The organism is Streptococcus mutans (assembly GCF_006739205.1).
Classification (GTDB): Bacteria; Bacillota; Bacilli; order Lactobacillales; family Streptococcaceae; genus Streptococcus; species Streptococcus mutans.
In genome coordinates, this window is the sequence record NZ_AP019720.1 from 1,224,729 (window position 1) to 1,248,513 (window position 23,785).

Genomic DNA, 23,785 nt, shown 5'->3' on the forward strand with positions numbered 1-23,785 from the left:
CTTTAGTTTCCTAACTTTTGACGAACTTCCTTAGTTGCAGCAACTAAAACCTTCAAAGCAGCAATGGTTTCTGGTTCTTGACGCGTTTTTAAACCACAATCAGGATTAACCCAGAATTGTGTTGGCGATAATTGACGCAAAGGCCTTTCAATATTAGCCACCACTTCTTCTTTAGTTGGTACACGCGGAGAGTGAATATCGTAGACACCAAGACCAATACCCAATGGATAAACAGCTGTTTCGAAGGACTCAATAATATCACCATGGCTACGGCTGGTTTCAATTGAAATAACATCAGCATCTAAGGCGCGAATAGCATCAATAATTTCATCAAATTTAGAATAACACATGTGTGTATGAATCTGTGTTTCATCCCTAACTGAAGAGGTTGCAATGTGAAAGGCATGGACTGCATCATCTAAATAGGCTTTTTGCTTGCTTTTTCTCAGCGGCAAACCTTCACGAAGAGCCGCTTCATCGACTTGAATGATAGCAATACCAGCATTTTCCAATAGTTTAATTTCATCTTTAATAGCCAAGCCAATTTGATTAAATAACTGATCGCGTGGAATATCTGTTCGTTCAAAAGACCAATTGGTGATAGTAATTGGACCTGTCAGCATACCTTTTACAGGACGATCAGTCAGACTTTGAGCGTAAACTGTTTCTTCAACGGTGATTGGTTCAAGATGCTGAACATCTCCGTAAATAATTGGAGGCTTCACAGCACGAGAACCATAAGATTGGACCCAGCCAAATTTTGTTGTTGTAAAACCGGCTAATTTTTGTCCAAAAAATTCAACCATGTCAACCCGCTCAAATTCACCATGTACCAAAACGTCAAGATCCAAATCTTCCTGAATACGAATCCAGCGTTCAATTTCAGCCTGAATAAATTGTTTATACTCTGCATCACTGATATCACCACGCTTCCAAGCCAGACGTGTCCGTCTGATTTCTCTTGATTGTGGGAAAGAGCCAATCGTTGTCGTTGGCAGCAAAGGCAAATGCAGCTTCTCTTGCTGAATATCACGACGTTTAGCAAAGTCGCTAGGGCGTTTTGTCGCAACACGACTTAGATCTTCAAGTTTAACGTTTCTAAAATCAGCAGCCTGAAGAGCATCAAAATGTGCAATATGTGAATCATAAGCTGGATCTTCTCTACCATCTAAATGTTCAGCCAATCGTTTGACTTCTGTTAATTTTTCATCTGCAAAAGCTAATCCATTGCGCAAGACAGGATCTAAATCTGTTTCATTCTTAGTTGTTACAGGCACATGCAAGAGTGAACAAGAAGGCTGAATAGTAAGGGCTGCAGATTGTTCCTCAATCGTCTCTAACAATGCTGACGTTTTAACAAAATCAGAACTCCAGATATTACGTCCATCAATAACGCCTGCAAAGATTTCTTTGCCTTTAAAAGCACCCGTCTTAATAGCCTCAAGATTTTCCTCCAAACCATAAACAAAATCAAGACCAAAGGCATCTACTGGAAGTTGAGACAAAACCTGACTATCAATCAAACCTTCAAAATAGGTCTGAAAAATAAATTTAGCATCAGGAACTTCTTTAGCGAAGTAAGCATAAACTGCTTTAGCTGCTTGGAGATAATCTTTACCTTCATCTGTTACAAAGATAGGTTCATCTACTTGGATATAGCTTGCCCCTGCTTTTACTAATTCCGTAAAAACTTGCTTGTAGAGCGGCAGCAAACTCTTAACAGCAGCTGTAAAATCTTCAACGCCTGTTGACAGAGCCACATAAGTAATGGGACCAGTAATAACAGGCTTAGCCTTATCTCCAACAACTTCTCTAGCTTCCAAATAAAGATCCAATAAACGATTATTATTGAGTTTTGGTCGTTGTTTTGACCATTCGGGAACAATATAGTGATAATTAGTGTTAAACCATTTCTTCATTGAAGAAGCAACATTTTCTTTATTTCCACGAGCAATAGCAAAATATAAGTCGATATCTATTGGCTCTTTAGCAAAGCGTTTAGGAATAATATTAAATTGCACTGACAAATCCAAAATATGATCATAAAGTGAAAAATCCCCCACTGGAATCAGATCAAGACCTGCATTCAATTGTTTTTTTAAAAAGTCTAAACGCAGTTCCTTAGCACCAGCAAATAAATCATTCTTGCTAACTTTTCCTGCCCAATAAGCTTCGATTAATTTTTTCCATTCACGGTTTTCTCCTAAACGTGGATAGCCCAAGCTTGAAACTTTTGTCATTTCGTCCTCCTCTTAGCCTTAAGATAAAAACTGTATTCATCTTATAACTATAACTTCTTTTTTTATTGTAATTAAAATAATACTAGATAATCCTTATTAAATCAATGTTTCAAGGGTTTTTGTGTTTTTATGTATATGTATAGTTTTAAGCTATATATGTAGTATTTGTTATAGTTTTCATCTATAACAAAAAGAACCTGAAATGTTTTTGAATACAAGAAAACTCCTCTTATCATTTCAAGTGACTATTGCTTGTCACTGTCCACTAATAAGAGGAGTAATTTTTTTTATTAATATTAATCTAACAATATGACTTGTTATTAAACGAAAATTATCTTACTTTACGAAGACTTCCAAAAAGAATACCAGCAATCACTGCTCCAACAGCAATATAAAGCAGGTAAAGCAAAGGATTGCTTGTCAAAGCAATAACAAAGATACCCCCATGAGGCGCCATTAATTTAATACCGCTTAAACCAACCAAGGCACCAGTAACCGCTGAACCAACAATGAAACTTGGAATGGCACGTGCTGGGTCTCCTGCACCAAATGGAATGGCACCTTCAGTAATGAAAGAAAGGCCCATAACAATATTTGTTAAACCAGCATCATGTTCTTCTTGAGTGAATTTATTTTTAAAAAGAAGAGTCGCAACAAAAACTGCAAGCGGCGGTACCATACCACCAGCCATGACACTGGCCATGACAACTGAACCACCCTTAGCAAGAGCTGCTGCTGTTAAAGTACTTGTTCCAAAAACATAGGCTGCTTTATTAAAAGGTCCGCCCATATCAATCGCCATCATACCACCAACAATAAGTCCTAAAAGAACTGCTGAACCACCTGATAAGTTGCCGAGGAAATTATATAAGGCTGTATTGATAGCTGCCATTGGAATGTTGACAAAAAGCATGAGGAAACCAGTTACCAAAACACCAAGCAAAGGATAGAGAAGGATGGATTTTATACCTTCAAGAGAACGAGGTACAAAGGCAAGGGCTTTCTTGAGGACAAGAATGACACCGCCTGCAAGGAAACCACCTGCAAGAGCGCCAAGGAAGCCAGAAGGTATACCAGTTAAACTAGCTTGACTAGCCTTTTCACCAAATTCAAAGAAAGCAACCTTATTGAAAGCAAGACCTGTTGTTGCCATACTGCCAGCTACAAAACCAGCTACCAAACCTGGCTTTTCAGCAATTGAATAAGCAATATAAGCAGCAAAGACTGGAATCATAAAGCCAAAAGCAGCATTACCGACTTGATTGAAAATAGCTGCAATTTCATGGTAATTCCCCAAGTGACTAAGAGAAGACTTAGGAACCCCCATGAATTGGTCAATCAAGAATGACAAAGCAATCATGATACCGCCACCGATAACGAATGGAAGCATTTGTGAAACCCCACTCATCAAGTGTTTATAGAAGGCACTTCCAAGACCAGCTTTTTCACTTGATGATGCTTCACTGCTAAGATCAGAGTTGTCAGCAACATAGGCTTCAGCTTTACCATCAAGAATAATATTGATTAATTCTTCAGGTTTTTTAATTCCCTCAGCAACTGGACGCGAAATCAAAGGTTTACCATTAAAACGATCCATTTCAACTGCCTTGTCAGCAGCGATAATAACACCTTTAGCACGCTTAATATCATCAGCAGTCAATTTATTGCCAACACCTGAGGCACCGTTGGTTTCAACCTTGATGCCAACTCCCATTTCAGCGGCTTGCTTTTTCAGCGCTTCTTCTGCCATATAAGTGTGAGCAATACCAGTTGTACAGGCTGTAACAGCAACAAGAAAATCGTGACTATCAGCTACTGGAGAGACAGGTGCCGCTTCTTTCTTTTCTTCTTCTGTTGCATTAAAAAGATTGATAACGTCATCAGGACTGGTTACCTGACGCAGCTTATCAGCAAAGCCATCTTTTAAAAGGTATTGTGATAATTCAGCCAAAGCTGCTAAATGCGTATCATTAGCACCATCAGGAGCCGCAATCATAAAGAAAAGATCAACAGGTTCACCATCAAGAGCCTCGTAATCAACACCTTTATTTGATTTGGCAAAAAGAACCGTTGCTTCCTTTACAGCCTTATTCTTACTGTGAGGCATAGCAATACCATCACCAAGGCCAGTTGAAGTCTGAGCTTCACGATTCATGATCCCAGCCTTAAAAGTATCAAAATCAGTAACGATACCTTGTTCGACTAACTTAGAAACCATCTCATCAATAGCAGCTTCTTTAGTTGTTGCCTGCAAGTCAAGCAACATGACATCCTTGTTCAGTAAGTCCTGAATCTTCATAATTTTTCTACCTCTACTTTTTCATATGTTTCTTTTATAAAATCAATACTGGCTAAATCATCTGAAAAAGCGGTTGCTGTACCGCAAGCCACTCCCCATTTGAGAGCTTCAAGAGGATTAGCTGACTTAACAAATTCACCAGTAAAACCAGCAACCATTGAATCACCAGCACCGACAGAATTTCTGACCTGTCCCTTAATCGGTTTAGCAAAATAAGTCGCATCTGATGTTACTAATAAAGCGCCATCTCCTGCCATTGAAATAATGACGTTTTGTGCGCCTTTAGCAAGAATTTGGCGGGCATACTTTTCAACATCAGTAATACCGTTTAAGTTTACCTTGAAAATAGCTTCAAGTTCATGATTATTTGGTTTAACCAAAAGCGGTTGATAGTCAAGAGCATCCAATAAAGTTTGCCCTTCAAAATCGCAAACAATTTGCGCTCCTGTTTGTCTCACCAACGGGATCAAGCGTTCATAAATTTGGTTTCCTAAATTGGACGGTGCACTGCCTGCAAAAACAACCGTATCGTCTTGTGAAAGTTGCTGTAAGATGTTCTCTAAAGCTAAAACTTGTTCTTTTGTAATGACAGGGCCTGTACCATTAATTTCAGTTTCTTGATCAGCCTTAATTTTGACATTAATTCTGGTATCTTGATTAACATGGACAAAGTTAGTCTTGATTCCTTCAGCAATCAATCCTTCCTCAACAAACCTACCAGTAAAACCGCCAATAAAACCTGTCGCCGTATTATCCTGTCCTAAACGCTTAAGAATACGACTAACATTAATCCCTTTACCTCCAACAAATTTATCGTCACTATCCATACGATTGACACTGCCGATTTTTACACTATCAATACGAACGATAAAATCAATAGAAGGATTAAGGGTTACCGTATAAATCATACTTCAATCACCTTCGTCTTTTTTCTTACTTCCTTTAACAGCCGATTATCGGATTGGTTGGTGATAATGGTCACCGTTTCTAGCCGATCAACTTTAACAAATGATGTTTGCCCTAATTTTGAAGCATCTGCCAAAGCATAAGTTACTTGCGCATTGTCAATAACAGTCTTTTTGATAGCAGCCTCTTCAGTATCAGGCGTTGTTAAAAAATGATGATCAATACCATTCATACCGACAAAAGCCTTATCAAAATTCAGCTGACTCAATTGCATAATGGCCAACTGACCTATGCTTGCATCTGTTGAGTTTTTGACATAACCACCAATAATTATCGTATTGATATTTTTTTCAACTAATTTGGCCGCATGATGAATCGAATTCGTCACTACAGTCAAGCCTTCTGCGTGTAATTGATCCAATAGAAGAGCAGTTGTTGTCCCAGCATCAACAAAAATCACATCACCATTATCAATCAGCTCTGCTGCTCTTTTAACAATAACTTTTTTAGCTTGAACGTTTTTGATAGATTTTTGAAGATTGGTTTCCTCTTCTTGCAAAGGATGGTTTTTCTCAGCTCCCCCATGTACACGATGAAGTTTTTTCTCACTTGCTAACTCATCTAAATCTCTGCGAACGGTTGACTCAGATGTATCAAGGACACCAACAAGAAATTCTAAGGTTACAAAATTCTCTTGCGCTAACTTTTCCATGATAATCTGCTTACGTTCAGATTTTAAAATAAGAGTCACCTCCTTGTTGAAATCGTTTACACATGTTATTATATACTCCCCCATAATAACTGTCAAGCAAATTCTACCAAATTCTACCAAAAATTAACAAAAAGAAAGGAAAGTCTTTTCTTTTATTTTATCAATGATGTGGAATGAACGACACGATTATCACGCTCAGGATAAATGTATTTGATGGCTTGGTTAACTGCTGTTGGTGCCTCTCCAAATCCTGTTGCAATTAAATCAATTTTGCCTTCATATTCTGCAGCATCTCCAATAGCAAAAACCCCTGTCTGACTGGTTTCAAAAAGAGGAGATACATTAATACTTGAACGCTTATAATCAATATTCCAACTTTTGAGGTTTTTGTTGGAGGTTGAAAATCCAAAACTAACAATAAGCGAATCAAGTGACAACTCTTTGGTTTCTTCTGATTTGACCTTTTGAATCACAAGACTGGTTGCTTCATCACCTTCTCCTTTTAACTCAAGCGGTACGTAAGGTGTCATGATATTAACATGAGAAGTTTTCAGAACTTCTACACTATGTTCATGAGCGCGAAAGGCATCACGACGGTGTACCAATGTGACACTTTCAGCAATCTTATCCAGAGCATTAGCCCAGTCAACAGCAGAGTCTCCGCCACCACAAATAACAACCTTTTTACCAGCAAATTGGTCTAGTTTGTGAACATTGTAAAAGAGATTATGGTCTGCATAACGTTCCTCATCATCCAAGCCCAATCGACGCGGCGCAAAGGCACCATTTCCACAAGCAATAATAATGGCTTTCGAAAAATGATTCCCTTTATTTGTTGTAATAGTAAAAATATCATTTTCTTTTTCAAATGTTTTAACTTCTTCTTTTAAACAAATAGTCGTTTTATCCTTAAAGCGCTCCAATTGTTCAATCAGATTATCTACCAAATCTGCTCCAGTAATAGCAGGAAAGGCTGGGATATCATAAATCACCTTTTCTGGATATATAATGACTGGTTGACCACCAAGCTCAGATAAACTTTCAATCACTTTTACAGAAATACCACGCAAACCAGCATAAAAAGCTGTAAAAAGACCAACCGGTCCGCCACCGATAACGGTTATATCATAAATCTCTTTTTCAGATGTCAATTTTTCTTCCTCCATAAATAAATTAGTTCCATTATAGCACAATTAAAAGCAAGCAAACAAAAAAGAGCAGGAAACAAGCTAGAAAGTACACAGTAAGATTAGCTTGATCCCTCACTCTTTATTTTTTCCAAAAGTTGCTTTTCTTCCTGAGTAAACTGATAATTCTCTAGCAGATCAGGCCTACGTTCCCATGTCTTACGTAAGCTTTGCTCTAGACGCCATAAGCGAATATTTTCATGATGTCCAGACAGGAGAACATCGGGGACCTTCATTCCCCTATATTCATAAGGACGTGTATACTGAGGATATTCTAAGAGACCTGACGAAAAACTATCATCTTGATGACTCGCTTCTTTACCGATAACTTCTGGAATCAGCCTGACTGTCGCATCAATAATTGTCATAGCAGCCAATTCGCCGCCTGTTAAAATAAAATCCCCTAAAGAAATCTCATCAGTCACTAAAGTTTTAATACGCTCATCATATCCTTCATAGTGACCGCAGATAAAAATAAGTTCACCTTCTTGAGCCAGATCTTCTGCATAAGCCTGATTAAATTGCTGGCCCGCTGGATCTAAAAGTATGACACGCGGTTTTTTAGCAGCAATTTTATCAAAAGTATCAAAAATAGGCTGAGCGCGCAAAAGCATCCCTTGACCGCCACCGTAAGGTTCATCATCTACATGGCGAGCCTTCTCTGCATTTTCACGAAAATTATGATAGTTAATTTCTAAAAGCCCCTTTGTCTGTGCCTTACCAACAATCGAATGTTCCAAAGGAGCAAACATCTCTGGAAAGAGAGTCAAAATATCAATTTTCATCGTCCAATCCTTCTAAAACAGTCACATCAATACGACCATTTGGTACATCAACCTTTACAATAACCGAAGGAATGTAAGGCAAAAGCAGATCTTTTTTTCCTTTGCGTTTAACAACCCAAACATCATTGGCACCGGGTTGTAAAATTTCCTTGACCTGTCCAATCAAGATATCATTCTCATAAACATCAAGTCCAATGATTTCATGATAATAGAATTCACCATCTTCTAAATCTGCCAGATGATCTTCAGTAACTTTGAGGGTGAAATCACGATATTTTTCAACATCATTGATATGATAGAGTCCTTTAAATTTGACAATATCAAAATTTTTATGTTTTCTGTGGCTGGCAATCTCAACAGTCATGGCAAAGTGATCTTTTTTATCAAAAAGAGCCAGCTGACTTCCTTTTTTAAAGCGTTCGTCTGCAAAATCAGTCACAGATAAGACACGAACTTCTCCTCGAAGTCCTTGCGTATTGACAATCTTTCCAACATTAAAATACTTCATGTCTTCTCCAATAAAAAATTACTGCTTTTATTTTACCATCTTGTCCTACAATTCACAATTCTATAGAAAAAAGCAGCAACTACCGTTACTACTTTTCATCAATCACAAGTCTCACTTTTTTACCTTGAGTTGGAACCGAATAGACAATCGATCTTATCGCTGTGATGGTGCGACCTTTTTTACCGATAATTCGGCCAATATCACTAGAATCTAAGTCAAGATGATACTCCAAAAACTCAGGTGTATCTTCAATTTTAATGGTAAAATTATCTGGTTGTGAAATTAAAGGTTTCACAATAGCGATAATCAGATTTTCAATGGTATCCATAGGCAAGACTTTACTTCTTTGAGTATTTAGCTTCGTGGAATTTTTGCATAATTCCAGCTTTTGAAAGGATGTTACGAACAGTATCTGATGGTTGAGCACCATTGCCTAGCCACTCAAGAATACGATCTTCTTTGAGAGTCACTTGATTTTCAGTTACAAGCGGATTGTATGTTCCAACTGTTTCGATGAAACGACCATCACGTGGTGCACGTGAATCTGCAACGTTGATACGATAGAAAGGTTTCTTTTTAGAACCCATACGAGTCAAACGGATTTTTACTGCCATTTTTTATAAGTCTCTTTTCTCTTTTTTTATTTGAACATAGCCAAACTATGAACTACTCCTATATTGTAACATAAAAAATCAGTCTGTCAAGTTTTTTTCTTGACAGTTAAAATAAGTTGAATTCTAAATATTACCATGTTTTCAGTACCTAACAAAAGCACTAGACGGCTCACTATAAAGGTACTAGACGACAAGCTTTAACCTTTCAAATTTTGGCAACTCTAAGAAAGAAGAGAATAATTGCTTTTTTATTCCTATGAGCTGACAGACAATTATTTTAGTTAACAGTACCTCAAAAAATAACGTCTAGACTGAAAAAACAATCTAAACGCCATTTGAGCTATAATGTAACATGCAAGAATGAAGATTTCAATCTGTAAATCTCAATGACTCCCTATTCTTTTTTACTCATATCTTAAGGCATCAATTGGATTTAATTTACTTGCCTTATTAGCTGGCAGAAGTCCAAAGACTATCCCAACAAAAGCAGAGAAAGCAATACTAATGAGAATAACCTGCAGAGAAATTGCTGGAACAATATGCTGAGCTTTTAAAGCTGGAGTGATAGCTGTTACTCCCATATAAGCAATTCCAAGACCAATTAATCCTCCCAAAATAGTTAAAACAATGGATTCAATCAAAAATTGATTCAAAATTTTAATACGAGTAGCACCTAAAGCCTTTCGTAAACCTATTTCACGCGTACGCTCAGTAACAGATACCAGCATAATATTCATAACACCAATACCACCAACTAAAAGGGAGATACCTGCAATAACACCAAAGGCAATAGTGTACATGGAAGCCATCTGATTAGCTTGCTTTACAATATTATCCATATTATAGTTTTCATATAAACCATCTTTAGCTCCAGATATCTTGGTGAGAGCTGCACCTGTTTCCTTACCAATTTTATTGGCCTGACTAACATCATTAATATGGAAATAAATTTGATCATTTTCTTTCACACCAAATTCGCTGGCAACTTGAGTATTAGTCATAATGGCATTCCCACCCGAAGTCGTTCCATAAGTTGCTGTTCCAGCATTAGGATCTTCATAAACACCGACAACCAGATAACTCTTATTAGATAAAGTAATCACCTTATTGAGAGCAGTTTCATTGTCTCCAAAGAGCTTTTTTGCTAGATTGGCGTCTAACATAATAATACGGCCAAATTTATCATAGTCGTTACTAGTAAAGGAGCGGCCTGCTATTATTTTAAATTTCTTGATGGATAAATAAGTCCTGTTAATTCCTGTTATATTAACATTTTTAGAGCTCTTTTCCCGATAAGAAACGGTCGCTGTTTTACTATTCGTAATATAATAACCTGACACTCCTTTAGTATCTTGAGCGATCTTTTCTACCCAAGCCTCCTGAATATCTGGAGCTTTCGCACTGCTGTCAGAGGCATCAACTTGATAATAAGGGTTCTTTTCTGCTTCTTGTTCAGCCTTTGTTTTATAATAAACATTTAAATTTTTTTGTTCTTTATTGACTTGATCACTAATCCCTTTTTTAAGACCTTGACCTAGAGCCATAATCATGACAACCGAAGCTACCCCTATGATAATCCCTAGCATCGTCAGAAAGGAACGCATTTTATGACTAAGAATAGAAGAAAGAGCAAATTTCCAATTTTCCATAAATTCCCCCTATTCTAATTCAGCCATTTGCTGGCTGTCTTCTGTAATCTCACCATCACGGATGACAATTTTTCTTTTAGCATAGTCAGCAATCTCAGGTTCATGCGTTACCATAATAATCGTTTTTCCTTCATTATTAAGCTCAGTCAATAATTCCATTATTTGATTACCGGTCTTAGTGTCAAGAGCACCCGTTGGTTCATCAGCAAGAATAATAGATGGATTATTGACTAGGGCACGAGCAATAGCAACTCTTTGCTTTTGTCCACCTGATAACTCTGAAGGCAAATGCTTCATCCGTTCAGATAGTTCTACCTTATCTAAAAACTCTTTGGCTGTTTTTTTGCGCTGAGAAGGACTGACACCTGCATAAATGAGTGGCAGTTCCACATTTTGCAGAGCATCTAATTTAGAGAGAAGGAAGAATTGTTGAAAGACGAAACCAATTTTTTGATTGCGAACATGTGCTAATTTGCTATCATTTAATTTTTCAACACTTTGTTGTGATAAATGATAGGTTCCTGAACTAGGGCGATCTAAAAGGCCAATAATATTCATTAAAGTTGACTTTCCCGAACCAGACGGCCCCATAATAGCTAGAAAATCTCCTTCATTAACTGTTAAATCAATTCCTTTGAGGACCTGCAATTCTTGATTTCCATTATGATAACTTTTTGTTACCCCTTTAAGATGAATGAGTTCTTTTCTATCACTCACTGCACTCACCTCTTTTCATTAGCCTTACTAGAAGGTTTTTCAATCTTCTTGCCTTCTTTTAAATTCTTATCTGGATTAGAAATAATAGTTTGTCCTTTATCAAGACCAGATGAAATTTCTTGCGATTTAGCATCAGCATTTCCAACAGCAACCTCTTTTTTCAAAACTTTAGAATTCGTTTTATCATAAACCCAGACATAGTTTTTATTGTCTTTTGTAACCAGTGCTGAATTAGGAATAACTAGACTCTTATTGCCATTGACTACCTCTACAGATACCGTGAAGCCTTGTTTTAAGTCTCCTATATCACTTGTCAAATCAACTTTATAGTTATAAGCGGCTGAATTTGAAGAAGAGCCGCTTCCAGATGAATCAGCCGCTTGAGACTGACTGCTTTGATCCTGATTAGGATAATTAGAAATATAAGAAATTTTTCCTGACCATTTCTTATTACCATAAACCTTAGATTTAATGCTAACTTCTTGGCCCACTTTGATATTAGCCAAGTCATATTCAGTTAAGGTGCCTTGGATTTGTAATTTACCTTCACTGGTAATATGAACAAGAGCTTTGCTGGTTTTACCAGAGGGATCAACATCATTATTAACTTCAGCAACTGTTCCTGTCACCTCACTATTAACCGAAGTATCATCTAGAGCTTTTTGAGCCTTATTAACTTCATCTTGTGCATTGGCTTGTGCATCATACAAATCTTGCAGCTGCTGATCTGATGATACAGAGTTTACTGGGGTAATAGCAGCGGCACTTGAACTTCCCAGCGCATTCGTATTATTCATATTATAGCCACTATTAAAAGAATTGCTATTTCCACTGCCAGAATTACTGCTAGAATTTCCTACGTTGGATCCGCTGTCATAAGAACTATCTTGTGATGGCAGCGTACCATAAGTTTTATAATTTGTAATTTGACGGTTAACCTTATCTAGATTCCTGACTGCTTGATCATAAGCTGCTTGCGCAGTACTATTATCATACTGAACCAATTGTTGACCAGCAGTAACTTGATCTCCTGCAGACACCATAACCTTAGGATTGGTTCCCTTGTTACTATCATAATAGACATACTGTTCCGATTCAGACTTAACAGTTCCTGACAGCAAAGTTGAAGAGGCAATCGTTCCTTCTTTGACTTTGACTGTTTGATAACCAACATTATTTGATGATGTTTGGCTTATTTGCTGTAATCTAGCCCAAATAAGGCCTAATACTATCAAAATAGCTGCAAAACTACCGCCAATAATCCAGCCTTTCTTCTTTCTGGTCATTTTCTCTTTTCTTTTTGGCATAAATCTTCTCCCTCCTATTTTTCTCTTTATCATACCTCAAAGTAAAGTCAAGAGCCTTACATTATTAAAGTTAAAACTTACAAAATTGTAAGTTTTAACTTTAATAATAAAGAACAACGCTTATTGTCTTAAGGCTATAATACAAATATACAGCCTTTTATCTCTTTTGTCAAGTTTTTCTTGTATTTTTTATATGTCAATTAATCAGCAATCAGCTTATACTGCTCCTCATTTAAACAAGATCGTTTGTCATCTTACTTACATCAAAAAAGATGGATATCTCCATCTTTTTATTCTGATTATATAGCTTGTGTAATAAAACCTCGGCTTTCAAGAACCCTTACCATGGCATCTGCTGTGTCAAGCGCAGTAAAAAGTGGTACACCATGTTCAATGGCAGAGCTGCGAATAGCCGCACCATCTTCATCAAAGGTACGTTTGTTGCCAACTGTATTAATAATAGCTTGTACTTTACCAGATCGAACATAGGCAGGAATGTCATTGTTATCATCTTCACCCAATTTATTAACAAGGACTGCTTCTAAATTGTTTTCTGCAAAGAATTTAGCGGTACCTTCCGTGGCTAAAATACTGTAACCAATATTTGAGAAGCGACGTGCTAACGCCAATGCTTCTTCTTTAGTATCATCAGCAATGGTAAAAATGACATTACCAAAAGCAGGAAGGTGGAAATAAGATGCTTCAAAAGCTTTATAAAGCGCTTTTTCAAGAGTTGAATCAGTCCCCATGACTTCGCCTGTAGATTTCATCTCAGGTCCTAAAAGACTGTCAACCTTAGCTAACTTGGTGAAGGAAAAGACTGGAGCTTTAACATGAACATTTTGACTTTCTGGATAAAGGCCATCCTTATAGCCAAGTTCAGTCAGACTGCTTCCTAAAATCAATTTAGTAGCAATTTGTGCCATTGGTATATCTGTCACTTTAGATAAAAACGGTACTGTTCGACTGGCACGCGGATTAACTTCAATAACATAAACGGTTTCGTCTTTGATGACAAACTGAATATTCATCATCCCGATACAGTTTAGTCCGATAGCCAAGCGTTTTGTATAATCTGCAATGGTTGCCTGAACTTCTTTTGAAAGAGTTTGCGGTGGATAGACAGCCATAGAATCTCCTGAGTGGACACCGGCACGCTCAATATGTTCCATAATGCCGGGAATAAGAACGTCCTTACCGTCAGAAATGGCATCTACCTCACATTCACTGCCGACTAAATAAGAATCAACCAAGACAGGATGATCAGGACTGGCCTTTACAGCTGTTCGCATGTAAGAGCGTAAATCGTTTTCATTTTCAACAATTTCCATAGCACGTCCTCCAAGAACGTAAGACGGGCGAACAAGCACTGGAAAACCAATTTTACGAGCCGAAACGACCGCCTCTTCTTCATTTGTTGCTGTTTGTCCCGGCGGCTGAGGAATATTTAAATCTTTTAAAGCCTGCTCGAAAAGATCACGGTCTTCTGCACGGTCAAGATCAGCTACTTGCGTACCCAGAATTGTCACACCAGCATGCGATAATGGTTCTGCCAAGTTGATAGCTGTTTGTCCGCCAAACTGAACAATGACACCTTTAGGTTGCTCCAACTCAATTACATTCATAACATCTTCAAAAGTTAGCGGTTCAAAATAAAGTTTATCAGAAACTGAAAAATCTGTTGAAACGGTCTCAGGATTGGAATTCATAATAATAGCTTCATAACCTGCGTTTTGAATGGCTTTGACAGAATGAACTGTCGCATAATCAAATTCAACTCCCTGTCCGATACGAATCGGACCTGAACCCAAAACAATGACGGATTCTTTTTCTGATTTGATGGACTCATTTTCCCATTCGTAAGTCGAGTAGAAATAAGGTGTTGCAGATTCAAATTCAGCCGCACAAGTATCAACCATCTTATAAACAGGAATTATCTTGTTGTCAAGACGAAGCTTGCGAACAGCGTCTGCTGTCATCTGCCAGATATCAGCAATTTTTCGATCAGCAAAACCATTGTGCTTAGCTTCTTTGAGAATAGCAATATCACCAACCTTGGCTGCTAATTCTGTTTCAATTTCAAAGATATGCAAGAGCTTATCAAGAAAGAAAAGATCAATTTTTGTTAAATCCGACAGTTCCTCAATGGAATATCCACGACGAATGGCTTCAGAAAGATAGAAAAGACGATCATCTTGAGCCTTAACAATTTTGGCTACCAAAGCGTCGTCACTAACATTGGTAAGCTCTGGCATCTCATTATGGTAAACACCGATTTCAAGGGAACGGCAAGCTTTGAGAAGACTTTCTTCAATATTACGCCCAATAGCCATGACTTCACCAGTCGCCTTCATCTGTGTTCCAAGACGACGTTCACCATGTTCAAATTTATCAAATGGAAAACGCGGAATCTTAGCCACTACATAGTCCAAAGCTGGTTCAAACATGGCATAAGTTGTCCCCGTAACTGGATTAATCATCTCATCCAGAGTTAAACCAACAGCGATTTTGGCAGCTAATTTAGCGATAGGGTAGCCAGTTGCTTTAGAAGCTAGAGCTGATGAACGTGAGACACGTGGATTAACCTCAATGACATAGTATTTAAAGCTATGCGGATCCAGAGCCAGCTGTACATTACAACCACCTTCAATCTTAAGGGCACGAATAATTTTTAAACTAGCATCACGCAGCATTTGATTTTCGATATCTGAAAGTGTCTGCGTTGGCGCAAAAACGATAGAATCCCCTGTATGAATACCAACTGGATCAAAATTTTCCATGTTACAGACAACTAGAGCATTATCTGCACTGTCTCTCATAACTTCATATTCAATTTCCTTAAAGCCAGCAATAGAACGCTCAATCAGACATTGCGTTACAGGTGACAGTTTGAGACCATTTTCAGCAATTTCACGAAGTTCTTTCTCATCTGCACACATACCGCCGCCTGTGCCGCCAAGAGTAAATGCCGGACGAACAATGACTGGATAGCCAATCTTAGCAGCAAATGCAACAGCTTCGTCAACGCTATTAACAATATCAGATTCTGGAATAGGCTGTTCTAAATCTTCCATCAATTGCTTGAAAAGATCGCGATCTTCAGCCTGATCAATAGCAGACAGCTTGGTTCCTAAAAGTTCAACACCCAACTCATCAAGAATCCCAGCTCTTGATAATTCCATCGCCATATTAAGACCTGTCTGTCCACCAAGAGTTGGCAGTATTGCATCGGGACGTTCTTTTCTTAAAATTCGAGTTACAAATTCAATAGTGATAGGTTCAATATAGACCTTATCTGCAATTTCTTTATCTGTCATGATTGTCGCTGGGTTTGAATTGACCAGAACAACACTATAGCCTTCTTCTTTTAAAGCAAGACAGGCTTGGGTTCCTGCATAATCAAATTCAGCAGCCTGTCCAATGATAATTGGACCAGAACCAATTACCATAATTTTTTTAATATCTGTACGTTTAGGCATTTATAAGATATTAAGGGCGTTAAGTAGACATAGCAAAAATAGGAAACCGTCCGACGACGCTCGCGTCTAGGATGTGTTTACTTTTTTGCAAAGTCCACAGCTCGTATTCAGTTAAGCAAATACGAGAACTTGCCCTTCTCCTTTCTTTCATTAATCGTCTCTCTAGACAACATTAAATATCACTTGCTAGCTTTTTCCAATTGAAAAGCATCAATTAATTCTAAAAATTCATCAAAGAGATAAGAAGCGTCATGTGGCCCTGGCGCAGCATCTGGATGATACTGAACAGAGAAAGCGGGGTAGTATCGATGACGTACACCTTCAATTGATTTATCATTAATTTCTTCGTGCGTAATAATAAGCTCCTCTGGTAAATTATCACGCGAAACAGCATAACCATGATTTTGACTGGTAAAATCAATACGTCCTGTTGCAATTTCACGCACCGCATGATTAAAACCACGATGACCGAATTTCATCTTGTAGGTACTGGCACCATTTGCCAAACTAAAAAGTTGATGCCCCATACAAATACCAAAAATTGGAATTTTACCTTGTACACCACGAATCATCTCTAAAGCTTCCGGAACATCTTGAGGATTTCCCGGTCCATTTGACAGCATGATACCATCTGGGTTTAAATTTAAAATCTCTTGAGCCGTCGTATTATAAGGAACAACAGTTACATTACAATTACGTTTTGAAAATTCACGTAAGATAGAATGTTTCAGTCCGAAATCAACCAAAACAATATTTTTCCCAACACCCGGAGCTGGATAAGCGGTTTTAGTTGATACCTGTTCAATATTATTTGTTGGAAGAACAGTCGCACGTAATTGATCTTGTAGATGCTCAATAGAATCACCCTCATTAGCCAGAGTTGCCTTCATTGTTCCATGATGACGAATAATTTTGGTCAGTGCTCGTGTATCGATCCCAGAAATACCTGGAATGTTTTTTGATTTCAAAAATTCATCCAAGGTCATCTGCTTGCGCCAATTATTAGCCCGACGTGCATTTTCTGAAACGACAACTCCCTTACAAGTGGGTTTAATACTTTCATAATCATCACGATTAATTCCATAGTTGCCAACAAGCGGATAGGTAAATGTCAAAATCTGACCATTATAAGACTGATCAGTGATAGATTCCTGATAACCTGTCATACCAGTATTAAAGACAATCTCACCGGTTACATCAAGGTCTGCTCCAAAAGCCTGTCCTTCAAAAATTGTTCCATCTTCTAATATTAAAAGTCTTTTTCCCATAATTTTACCTTTCAGTAAGATACAAAGTATTTTCACTCGCTAAACAAGGTTTGTAACCAATTGCTCTTTAAGGAAAATCCTTTTTTGAATGAAGCTACTAGATTTGTCATTAAACAATGATTATGAAACTAGGTTTTGCCTCTTAAAATTGCCTCAAGAATGGCCATTCTAACAAAAACACCGTTTTGCATTTGAGCAACAATCCGTGATTTAGGAGCTTCAACCAAACTATCAGCAATCTCCACATCACGATTGACAGGAGCTGGATGCATGATAATAGCAGAGCTTTTTAATTGTTTGTAGCGTTCTTCGGTTAAACCGTAATGCTGATGATAAGCTTTCTTAGAAAAACTTTCTTTTCCATCGTGTCGTTCATGTTGCACACGTAAAAGCATCATAACATCTATCTGATCAATAATATCATCAATAGCAACATATTTGCCATAAACATCAAATTCTGAAGAATACCATTCTTTGGGACCTGCAAAATAAATTTGAGCTCCCAAGCGTTTTAGAATTTGCATATTAGATTTAGCTACCCGAGAATGGGTAATATCTCCCGCAATAGCAATCTTAAGATTCTCAAAGGAAGCAAACTCATCGTAAATAGTCATTAAATCCAGCAGACATTGGCTAGGATGCTGGCCAGAACCATCACCACCGTTAACAATCGACGTTTGGATGGTACGACTATCAATTAATTCTTTATAATAATCATCCTGTGAATGACGCACAACACAAATATCAACCCCTAAGGCACTCATTGTTAGAATCGTATCATAAAGTGTTTCTCCCTTATTGACTGAACTGGTTTTAGCATCAAATTCAATGACGTCCAGTCCTAATTTTTTCTCTGCAACCTCAAAAGATTTATGCGTTCTTGTTGACGCTTCAAAGAATAAGTTTGCTGCAAAATATTGCCTATCCAATGAAAAAGTCACCTTCTTTTCTTTGAAGGCTAGTCCTCTTTTAATTAAACCAAGCACTTCTTCATTGGACAAGATTTCCATACTAACCAAATGCTTTAGTGATACAACACCATCTGTAACTACCATATTATCAGTCCTTTTCTGGGAGAATTTGATAAAGAATTATACCAAGTAAGGTTGAAAAAGCGACACCTGTAATCTGTAAACCCTGAATCTGCAGCGTCAAACCACCAATACCAGAAACTAAGATGATACTAGCAATCAGCAGATTTTTCTTATTATCAAAATCTGTCTTATTCTCAATAAGAATTTTTAAGCCGCTAGAAGCAATCACACCAAAAAGAGCAATAGATATGCCACCGATAACTGGAGTCGGAATGGATTGCAGTAAAGCTGATATTTTACCAATAAAACTCATCAAGACAGCAAGAAAAGCTGCTCCAGCAATAACATAAACAGAGAAGATTTTATTAAGGGCCATGACACCAATATTTTCACCATAAGACGTTACAGGAGGTGCTCCCAAAATACCGGCAACAACTTGTGCCAATCCATCGCCAGTCAAAGTTTTATCAAGTCCCGGTTTTTTGAAGAAATCACGACCTGTTAGACTATTGAGAACCATGATATGACCAAAATGTTCTGTCATTGTTACAAAAGCAATCGGTGCCATGGTTAAAATAGCTGATGGATAAAGCTTAAAACCATCATTCAAAATAGGAAGATGAATGGTAGGAACTTGTATCCAAGAAGCCTTAGAAACACCTGAAAAACTGACAATTTCCTGGCCTGTTAAAATTCCAACAGCTACAGCAAATAAGTAACCAAAAATGAGGCCAAAGAGAATAGGCATTAAACCAAACATTCCTTTGCCATAAACATTAAATAAGACGACAGCAAACAGCGTTATCAAACCGATGAACACATAAGTCAGATGATAATGACCATCTTTGGTCATGACATCACTAACAGCACTGCCTGCTAGGCTAAGACCGATAACCATAACAATGGGGCCGACTACCACGGGCGGCAATATTTTGTCAATCCAAGAATTGCCAATCCATTTAATTACCAAAGCAACAATGAAGTAAACCAAACCACCAGTAATGGCTCCTTGAGCTACTGCTGCAATACCGTCTGTCTTCATTAACGTTTGCATGGCACCAATATAGGCAAAGCTAGAGCCCATATAAGCAGGAATTTTATACTTGGTTACACTCAAATGAACAAGTGTTCCTAGACCACATGATAAGAGAGCAACAGCTGGATCAATACCAACTAAGATTGGGACTAAAACAGTCGAACCAAACATGGCAAAAAGGTGTTGAAAAGATAAACCCAACAACATACCAAAACGAGGTCGCTCTTGAACATCAAGCTTCAATTCTTGACTCATAGACTATCCTCTTTAGCAAGTAATAAAACATTGTCCTTATCATCAATTTCTACCATATTGACAACAATCTCTTCCGAGCTGCTGGTTGGAATATTTTTGCCAACATAATCAGCGCGAATAGGCAACTCACGATGACCTCTATCAACCAAAACTGCTAAACTTACACGAGCTGGACGACCAAGGTTGACAATATTATCAATAGCCGCACGAATGGTACGACCGGTATAAAGAACATCATCTACCAAAATCACATCACGGTTGGTAATGTCTACAGGCATCTCAGTTGTATTTTCTTCGACCTTGACATCATCTCGGAAAGATTTGGTATCAAGTTCTCCAAGCGGAACATCCAAGCCTTCAATTTGTTTGAGACGTTCCTGAATACGACGAGCAATGAAGACACCACGTGTCTTAATACCAGCCAGAACAATATTATCAAGATTCTTATTTCTCTCAATAATCTCATAAGTCATACGTGTGATAGCACGCTTCATAGTGACACCGTCAACAATTTCTTTCGTTTTCATAGAATGCCTTTCTGTACAAAAATAAGAAAAAATCTCCTCATACAAGGAGATTTCACAAAATATAAGTACAGTTTTTCCTGCACTTTTTTCTTTGTCGCTCCTTGCCTGCCTCACGGGACAGTGTTAAAGGAATATTCATTTCTACTATTATAACACACTGCCTATATTTTTCAAGAACCAACCGTTTTTTCTAAATTTAAAAACTTACTCTAAAGTAAACAATCAGCCAATACCAAATAATTTAGATAGGACAGTCGTCAAGCCTAAACTATAGGCAAGAATTGAAGCTGGCTTGCCCAACAAAATAATGAGAGAGAATTGTTTATAGGTCATACTGGTTGTTCCTGCTAAATAGCAAAGCAAATCATCTGGAGCAATTGGCAAAAAGATAGCCCAAGCAAAATACTTAGCAAATTTACTGTCAGAATTTGTCCAATGTTCATAATTAGCTAGAGCTTTAGGACTGAAAAATGTCTCCAAAGCTGGACGGCCAAACCGTCTAGCAATATGAAATCCCAAAACAGAACCGATACAAATACCAATATAATTCCAGATAAAGCCCCAAAACGGTCCAAAAATAACAACACCCGCCAAAGTTGAAACACCACCTGGTAAAATCGGAATAGCCACTTGAATAATCTGCAATAACACAAAAATTAGAGGGCTCCAATTGCCATAACGGTGCATGGCAGCCCGTAATTTTTTAACATCTGTTAAATAGCCTCTTTGATAAAGGTAGACAGTTAAAAGAATGGTTGCCAGGATTACCAGCCAAGTAACAATGCGCAAAAACATGCGGACATGTCTTAATTTTCTTTCTGTCTTCAAAAGATTTGAGTTCTTCATAAATTTATTGTAGCAAAAACTAAGAAAATATACTGAAATAAATTGTAAAATCAAAAAAGCTTAGAAAAAATCACCAGCACAGTTATAAGAATCTGCTGATCATTTCACATTGCTAAACATCAAAAACCGAATGACCTTAATCCAACACTTACAAATGATGCAAATGGTCTAATACCTCCTGAAAAATAACTGGTACTTCAGTAGTAAATTGCATCAATTCACCAGTTTTAGGATGCGTAAATCCTAAGGTTTTAGCATGTAAAAACTGTCCTTGACCTTTCAATGTTTTCTTGGGAGCATAGAGAGGATCACCTGCAACTGGGTGACCAATATAGGCCATATGAACCCGAATTTGATGTGTCCTGCCTGTTTCTAACGTGAGCTCCACCAAACTATACTGGCCAAAGCGTTCTAAAACTTTAAAGTGTGTCACCGCAGGTCTTCCTTTGGCAGTCACTGTCTGTTTCTTACGATCCTTCTCACTGCGGCCAATCGGTGCCTCAATAACACCACGGTCATTTGGCAAGTTGCCGTGTACAAGGGCTATATACTGACGCAGTGACTTTTTTTCCTTCAGTTCCTTCGCCAAAGCCTGATGTGCTTGATCATTTTTAGCAATCATTAGTAGGCCTGAAGTATCTTTATCAATCCGATGGACAATACCTGGTCTGATAACACCATTGATAGACGAAAGATCTTTTATATGAAAAAGCAGAGCATTGACCAAAGTACCTGAAGGATGCCCCACTGAGGGATGAACAACCATCCCTTGCGGTTTATTGATAACAGCGACATCCTCATCTTCATAGACGATTTCAAGGGGAATATTCTGAGCCACACAGTCTAAGACTTCTTCTTGAGGACGTTCATAATGAATAATATCTCCCTCTTTAACAGCATATTTTGCTTTTTGCGTTTTGCCATTCACTAAAACAAGACCAGCTTTAATTTGCTCACTCGCCTGAGAACGGGACAAATCTGTCAAATCAGCCAAAGCCTTATCCAGACGCACTCCTGCTTCTTTTATTTCAATTTCCATTTTTTTCTTCTTTCCATAAGGCAATGATTAGAAGTGCTACACCAACACTTAAATAAGAATCCGCTACATTAAAGATAGCAAAATCAACAAAATCAAGATGAATCATGTCAACCACATAACCTAAGCGCAAACGATCAATGAAATTTCCTAAACCACCAGAAATGATTAGAAGCAGACTGGCCAGTAGCCAAAAATTCTGCGTTTGCATCTGTTTGATTAAATAATAAAAAGCCACTCCTAAAACAATAAAAGTTATCACCGTAAACAGCCACTGCTGATTTTCTAAAATAGAGAAGGCTGCTCCTGTATTTCGCAAATAAGTTAGGCTAACAAGATTAGGAATAAATTCAACGATTGTTCCTAGACGAATATATTTGACAACAAAAAACTTGCTTAGTTGATCTAAGGCAACTAAAAGCAGTGCTGTTACAGCTAGTACTATTTTTCGCATAAGATCTCCTAAGGCTTATAAGCTTCAAAATAATTGAACATGACATTGATAAATTTGAGAGCACACGTGGATAAGTTTGTACTATTGCGTCTGACATAAACCATGCGATTATCCAATTTATCATCCAAAGGAATGACCGTAATACCATTGACACTGCGACTATCCAAAAAACCAGAACCAGTTGCATAGGCGTCTGTACGCTCTAAAATGCCATTTAGAGTTGCTCGGTCGGTCACATTGTAAATGAGAGAACTTTCACTAGTGTCTACCAAATTTTCTGAGTAATAAAGGTATTCATCCTTTTCTTGGGTAAATCGTACTGTTTCTAGCCCATTTAAATCATCCATAGTCAACTGTTTTTTTTCTGCTAGAGGATGATTCTGACGCAGATAAATATGTGTTTGAAAAGAAATCATCTCTACAAATTCAAGCCCCAATTTATCCATTTTTTGCAAAATACCCTTACGGTTTTGCTGATTCATATAGATAATGCCGATTTCACTGTGTCCTTGGGCAACTTCATCTAAAATCTGAGCAGTTGTCGTTTCAAAAATACGAAAATCTTTATATTTAGGATACTGTTTGGAAAAGGCAGTCAGCAAAGGCGGTAAGAAATCATAGTGCTGACTGGCAACAGAGAATTGATTCTTTTCACTATCAGACTGGGCATAACGCTTCTCAAAAGAATCAAAACTTTTCACAACTTCTAATGATTTTTCGTAAAAAACTAATCCTTGACTGGTTAAAACAGCACCTGTTGTTGTTCGGGTAAAAATTTGAAAACCGAGTTCTTGCTCTAGATCCTTGACAGCGACTGACAAACTGGGCTGACTGACAAAAAGCTTAGCAGCGGCTTCACGAAAGGTACCGCTGTTAGCAATGGCCACTACATAACGTAATTGTTGAATATTCATATGATTACTTTC

21 protein-coding genes are annotated in these 23,785 nt (G+C 37.7%); all 21 read right to left on the reverse strand.

The window, feature by feature from the left end:
- Positions 1 to 2 precede the first annotated feature (2 nt).
- The 21 genes from metE to FNL60_RS06360 all read right to left on the reverse strand — a co-directional run bounded on the left by metE (position 3) and on the right by FNL60_RS06360 (position 23,773).
- On the reverse strand, positions 3 to 2,240 hold the full coding sequence (gene metE / locus FNL60_RS06260) for a 5-methyltetrahydropteroyltriglutamate--homocysteine S-methyltransferase (protein WP_002279957.1): 2,238 nt from the start codon (positions 2,238 to 2,240) through the stop codon (positions 3 to 5).
- Positions 2,241 to 2,571: 331 nt separating this feature from the next.
- Complete coding sequence (locus FNL60_RS06265; protein ID WP_002279956.1) at positions 2,572 to 4,539, reverse strand: PTS fructose transporter subunit IIABC; 1,968 nt, start codon at positions 4,537 to 4,539, stop codon at positions 2,572 to 2,574.
- Positions 4,536 to 5,447, reverse strand: a complete 912-nt coding sequence (pfkB, locus tag FNL60_RS06270; RefSeq protein ID WP_002262019.1) for a 1-phosphofructokinase — start codon at positions 5,445 to 5,447, stop codon at positions 4,536 to 4,538. The genes FNL60_RS06265 and pfkB overlap by 4 nt, the downstream gene beginning before the upstream one ends.
- Positions 5,444 to 6,187, reverse strand: a complete 744-nt coding sequence (locus tag FNL60_RS06275; RefSeq protein ID WP_282705012.1) for a DeoR/GlpR family DNA-binding transcription regulator — start codon at positions 6,185 to 6,187, stop codon at positions 5,444 to 5,446. The genes pfkB and FNL60_RS06275 overlap by 4 nt, the downstream gene beginning before the upstream one ends.
- A 122-nt stretch (positions 6,188 to 6,309) precedes the next feature.
- Positions 6,310 to 7,323, reverse strand: a complete 1,014-nt coding sequence (locus tag FNL60_RS06280; protein WP_002279954.1) for an NAD(P)/FAD-dependent oxidoreductase — start codon at positions 7,321 to 7,323, stop codon at positions 6,310 to 6,312.
- A gap of 83 nt (positions 7,324 to 7,406) precedes the next feature.
- Positions 7,407 to 8,129 (reverse strand): tRNA (guanosine(37)-N1)-methyltransferase TrmD, encoded by a 723-nt coding sequence (gene trmD, locus FNL60_RS06285; RefSeq protein ID WP_002270301.1) that lies wholly within the window; start codon positions 8,127 to 8,129, stop codon positions 7,407 to 7,409.
- A complete protein-coding gene (rimM, locus tag FNL60_RS06290; RefSeq protein ID WP_002267640.1) occupies positions 8,119 to 8,637 on the reverse strand; it encodes a ribosome maturation factor RimM in 519 nt (172 codons plus the stop codon). Before rimM ends, trmD begins: the two co-directional genes overlap by 11 nt.
- Before the next feature lie 88 nt (positions 8,638 to 8,725).
- The gene (locus FNL60_RS06295) at positions 8,726 to 8,965 is read right to left on the reverse strand and encodes a KH domain-containing protein (RefSeq protein ID WP_002262014.1); all 240 of its coding nucleotides are present in this window, start codon (positions 8,963 to 8,965) and stop codon (positions 8,726 to 8,728) included.
- Positions 8,966 to 8,975: 10 nt separating this feature from the next.
- The gene (gene rpsP / locus FNL60_RS06300) at positions 8,976 to 9,251 is read right to left on the reverse strand and encodes a 30S ribosomal protein S16 (RefSeq protein ID WP_002262013.1); all 276 of its coding nucleotides are present in this window, start codon (positions 9,249 to 9,251) and stop codon (positions 8,976 to 8,978) included.
- 404 nt (positions 9,252 to 9,655) lie between these two features.
- Positions 9,656 to 10,900: an ABC transporter permease gene (locus FNL60_RS06305; protein ID WP_002267231.1), complete on the reverse strand. Its 1,245-nt coding sequence runs from the start codon at positions 10,898 to 10,900 to the stop codon at positions 9,656 to 9,658.
- A gap of 9 nt (positions 10,901 to 10,909) precedes the next feature.
- A complete protein-coding gene (locus FNL60_RS06310; protein ID WP_002262011.1) occupies positions 10,910 to 11,617 on the reverse strand; it encodes an ABC transporter ATP-binding protein in 708 nt (235 codons plus the stop codon).
- A gap of 5 nt (positions 11,618 to 11,622) precedes the next feature.
- Positions 11,623 to 12,924, reverse strand: coding sequence for an efflux RND transporter periplasmic adaptor subunit (locus FNL60_RS06315; protein WP_002262010.1), 1,302 nt, complete (start codon positions 12,922 to 12,924; stop codon positions 11,623 to 11,625).
- 299 nt (positions 12,925 to 13,223) lie between these two features.
- On the reverse strand, positions 13,224 to 16,403 hold the full coding sequence (gene carB / locus FNL60_RS06320; protein ID WP_002279953.1) for a carbamoyl-phosphate synthase large subunit: 3,180 nt from the start codon (positions 16,401 to 16,403) through the stop codon (positions 13,224 to 13,226).
- Positions 16,404 to 16,582: 179 nt separating this feature from the next.
- Complete coding sequence (locus FNL60_RS06325; protein ID WP_002262008.1) at positions 16,583 to 17,671, reverse strand: carbamoyl phosphate synthase small subunit; 1,089 nt, start codon at positions 17,669 to 17,671, stop codon at positions 16,583 to 16,585.
- A gap of 128 nt (positions 17,672 to 17,799) precedes the next feature.
- Positions 17,800 to 18,726 (reverse strand): aspartate carbamoyltransferase catalytic subunit, encoded by a 927-nt coding sequence (locus FNL60_RS06330; RefSeq protein WP_002267638.1) that lies wholly within the window; start codon positions 18,724 to 18,726, stop codon positions 17,800 to 17,802.
- Positions 18,727 to 18,730: 4 nt separating this feature from the next.
- Positions 18,731 to 19,996, reverse strand: a complete 1,266-nt coding sequence (locus tag FNL60_RS06335) for a uracil-xanthine permease family protein (RefSeq protein WP_002266247.1) — start codon at positions 19,994 to 19,996, stop codon at positions 18,731 to 18,733.
- A complete protein-coding gene (gene pyrR / locus FNL60_RS06340) occupies positions 19,993 to 20,523 on the reverse strand; it encodes a bifunctional pyr operon transcriptional regulator/uracil phosphoribosyltransferase PyrR (protein ID WP_002262005.1) in 531 nt (176 codons plus the stop codon). Before pyrR ends, FNL60_RS06335 begins: the two co-directional genes overlap by 4 nt.
- A 222-nt stretch (positions 20,524 to 20,745) precedes the next feature.
- The gene (locus tag FNL60_RS06345) at positions 20,746 to 21,318 is read right to left on the reverse strand and encodes a TVP38/TMEM64 family protein (protein WP_002267637.1); all 573 of its coding nucleotides are present in this window, start codon (positions 21,316 to 21,318) and stop codon (positions 20,746 to 20,748) included.
- Positions 21,319 to 21,517: 199 nt separating this feature from the next.
- Positions 21,518 to 22,408, reverse strand: a complete 891-nt coding sequence (locus tag FNL60_RS06350) for an RluA family pseudouridine synthase (protein ID WP_002279952.1) — start codon at positions 22,406 to 22,408, stop codon at positions 21,518 to 21,520.
- Entirely contained in the window at positions 22,398 to 22,859 is a 462-nt protein-coding gene (gene lspA / locus FNL60_RS06355; protein WP_002262002.1) for a signal peptidase II, read from the reverse strand. Before lspA ends, FNL60_RS06350 begins: the two co-directional genes overlap by 11 nt.
- 8 nt (positions 22,860 to 22,867) lie before the next feature.
- Positions 22,868 to 23,773, reverse strand: coding sequence for a LysR family transcriptional regulator (locus FNL60_RS06360; RefSeq protein ID WP_002270273.1), 906 nt, complete (start codon positions 23,771 to 23,773; stop codon positions 22,868 to 22,870).
- Positions 23,774 to 23,785 lie beyond the last annotated feature (12 nt).